Here is a 2,715-nt window from a genome sequence, read left to right as displayed (position 1 = left end):
CGGCGAGCGCACCCACATGCCGGACTACCCGGAGGAAGGTGCCCTGCGCGGCGGCCACATCCCCACCGCGGTGTCCATCCCGTGGGCGAAGGCCGCGGCGCCGGACGGCCGGTTCCGTTCCCGCGCCGAACTCGACGAGATCTACGCGGACATCTCCCGCGACGCGGATGTGATCGCCTACTGCCGCATCGGTGAGCGGTCCAGCCACACGTGGTTCGTGCTCACACACCTGCTCGGCTACCAGAACGTCCGCAACTACGACGGTTCGTGGACGGAGTGGGGCAACGCGGTGCGCGTGCCGATCGTCAAGGGCGAAGAGCCCGGGGAAGCGCCCGCCCGATGAGCCTGCCCTCCGCGCTCGTCGAGATCGTCGACGACTTCGCCGCCGTCACCGGTCAGGACAAGCTGCAGCTGCTCCTCGAGTTCAGCCGGGAGCTTCCGCCCCTCCCGGCCGAACTCGAGGAAGCCGCGATGGAACCGGTGCCCGAGTGCCAGTCGCCGTTGTTCCTGTCCGTCGACTCGTCGGAGCGTGATCGGGTGCGGCTGCATTTCAGTGCTCCCCCGGAGGCGCCGACCACGCGGGGGTTCGCATCGATCCTGCATCAGGGCCTCGACGGGCTCAGCGCACAGGAGATCCTCGATGTGCCGGACGACTTCTACTCGGCGCTCGGACTGGCCGATGTGGTGAGTCCGCTGCGGCTGCGCGGCATGAGCGCGATGCTCGCCCGGATCAAGCGGCATCTTCGGGCCTGACCTCGCCGGAGGCGCTGTCCCGACCTCGCCGGGGGCCGCTGTGCAGTTTCGGCTACCGGCCGGTAACGTTGCGGGGTTCGATCTTGCTCGTAGTGTGTAGGGGCTATCCGGTTACATCGTCTATCGGATTGACGCCTACACTCTCCGTGACGGCAATAACCTAACGATCGATCAACAGGAGGCTCCGTGCCCAGTCATGCCAGCGCGCACATCACGAAAGTGCTCGTCGCCAACCGCGGCGAGATCGCTGTGCGGGTCATCCGAGCTGCCAAGGACGCCGGTTACGGCAGCGTAGCCGTCTACGCCGAGCCCGACGCGGATGCGCAGTTCGTGAAGCTCGCCGACGAGGCGTTCGCGCTCGGCGGCCAGACGTCGGCCGAGTCCTACCTGGTCTTCGACAAGATCCTCGACGCCGCGAAGAAGTCCGGCGCCGACGCGATCCACCCCGGCTACGGCTTCCTGTCCGAGAACGCCGACTTCGCCCAGGCCGTGATCGACGCCGGCCTGATCTGGATCGGCCCCTCGCCGCAGTCCATCCGCGACCTCGGCGACAAGGTCACCGCCCGCCACATCGCCGAGCGCGCCAACGCGCCGATGGCCGCGGGCACCAAGGACCCGGTCAAGAACGCCGACGAGGTCGTCGAGTTCGCCAAGCAGTACGGCGTGCCGGTCGCGATCAAGGCGGCCTTCGGCGGCGGCGGTCGCGGTATGAAGGTCGCGCAGACCATCGAGGAGATCCCCGAGCTGTTCGAGTCGGCCACCCGCGAGGCGATCGCCGCCTTCGGCCGCGGCGAGTGCTTCGTCGAGCAGTACCTGGACAAGGCCCGCCACGTCGAGGCGCAGGTCATCGCCGACCAGCACGGCAACGTCGTCGTCGCCGGCACCCGCGACTGCTCGCTGCAGCGCCGCTTCCAGAAGCTCGTCGAGGAGGCGCCCGCGCCGTTCCTGACCGACGAGCAGCGCAAGCGCATCCACGAGTCCGCCAAGGCCATCTGCCGCGAGGCCGGTTACTACGGCGCCGGCACCGTCGAGTACCTGGTGCAGGGCGACACCGTCTCGTTCCTCGAGGTCAACACCCGCCTGCAGGTCGAGCACCCGGTCACCGAGGAGACCGCCGGCATCGACCTCGTGCGTCAGCAGTTCCGCATCGCCAACGGGGAAGAGCTCGAGATCAAGGAAGACCCGACGCCGCGCGGCCACTCCTTCGAGTTCCGCATCAACGGTGAGGACGCCGGTCGCGGCTTCCTCCCCGCCCCCGGCCCGATCGCCGTCTACAAGGAGCCCTCGGGCCCGGGCGTGCGCGTCGACTCCGGCGTCGTGCAGGGTGACGTCATCGGCGGCCAGTTCGACTCGATGCTCGCCAAACTGATCGTCACCGGCGAGACCCGCGAGCAGGCGCTGCAGCGCGCTCGCCGCGCCCTCGCCGAGTTCGAGGTCGACGGCCTCGCCACGGTCATCCCGTTCCACCGGCACATCGTCGAGAACCCGGCCTTCGTGGGTGACGGCGAGAAGTTCGACGTCTACACCAAGTGGATCGAAACCGAGTGGGAGAACACCATCGAGCCCTATGCGGGTGCCGGTGCCATCGACGACGAGGACGAGGCCCTGCCGCGTCAGAACGTCGTCGTCGAGGTCGGTGGCCGTCGCGTCGAGGTGTCCCTGCCCGGCCAGTTCTCGCTCGGCGGTGGTGGCGGCGCGGCCGGTGCCACCCGCAAGAAGCCGAAGGCCCGCAAGCGTGGCGGCGCCCACGGTGGCAAGGCGTCCGGCGACGCCGTGACCGCGCCGATGCAGGGCACCGTCGTCAAGGTCGCGGTCACCGAGGGCCAGGAGGTCGCCGAGGGCGATCTGATCGCCGTCCTCGAGGCCATGAAGATGGAGAACCCGGTCACCGCGCACAAGGCCGGTGTCGTGACCGGCCTGGCCGTCGAGCCGGGTGCTGCCATCACTCAGGGAACGGTGCTC

The 2,715-nt window shown here is 69.1% G+C and carries 3 protein-coding genes; all 3 read left to right on the top strand.

Features of this window, described 5'->3' with window-relative positions:
• A partial coding sequence (locus tag I0Q12_RS33105; RefSeq protein WP_269437635.1) for a sulfurtransferase occupies positions 1–343 on the top strand: 343 nt, incomplete at its 5' end.
• Positions 340–753: a SufE family protein gene (locus tag I0Q12_RS17280; protein WP_197253064.1), complete on the top strand. Its 414-nt coding sequence runs from the start codon at positions 340–342 to the stop codon at positions 751–753. The genes I0Q12_RS33105 and I0Q12_RS17280, both read left to right, overlap by 4 nt.
• A 186-nt stretch (positions 754–939) precedes the next feature.
• On the top strand, positions 940–2,715 hold a 1,776-nt coding region (locus I0Q12_RS17275), incomplete at its 3' end, for an acetyl/propionyl/methylcrotonyl-CoA carboxylase subunit alpha (protein WP_197253063.1).

The organism is Rhodococcus sp. CX (assembly GCF_015865005.1).
Classification (GTDB): Bacteria; Actinomycetota; Actinomycetes; order Mycobacteriales; family Mycobacteriaceae; genus Rhodococcus.
This window is presented reverse-complemented; position numbering and strand designations above follow the sequence as displayed.

Coding starts and splice junctions, on each gene's coding strand:
- I0Q12_RS17280 (WP_197253064.1), top strand. CDS start 340: ATGAGCCTGCCCTCCGCGCTCGTCGAGATCGTCGACGACTTCGCCGCC.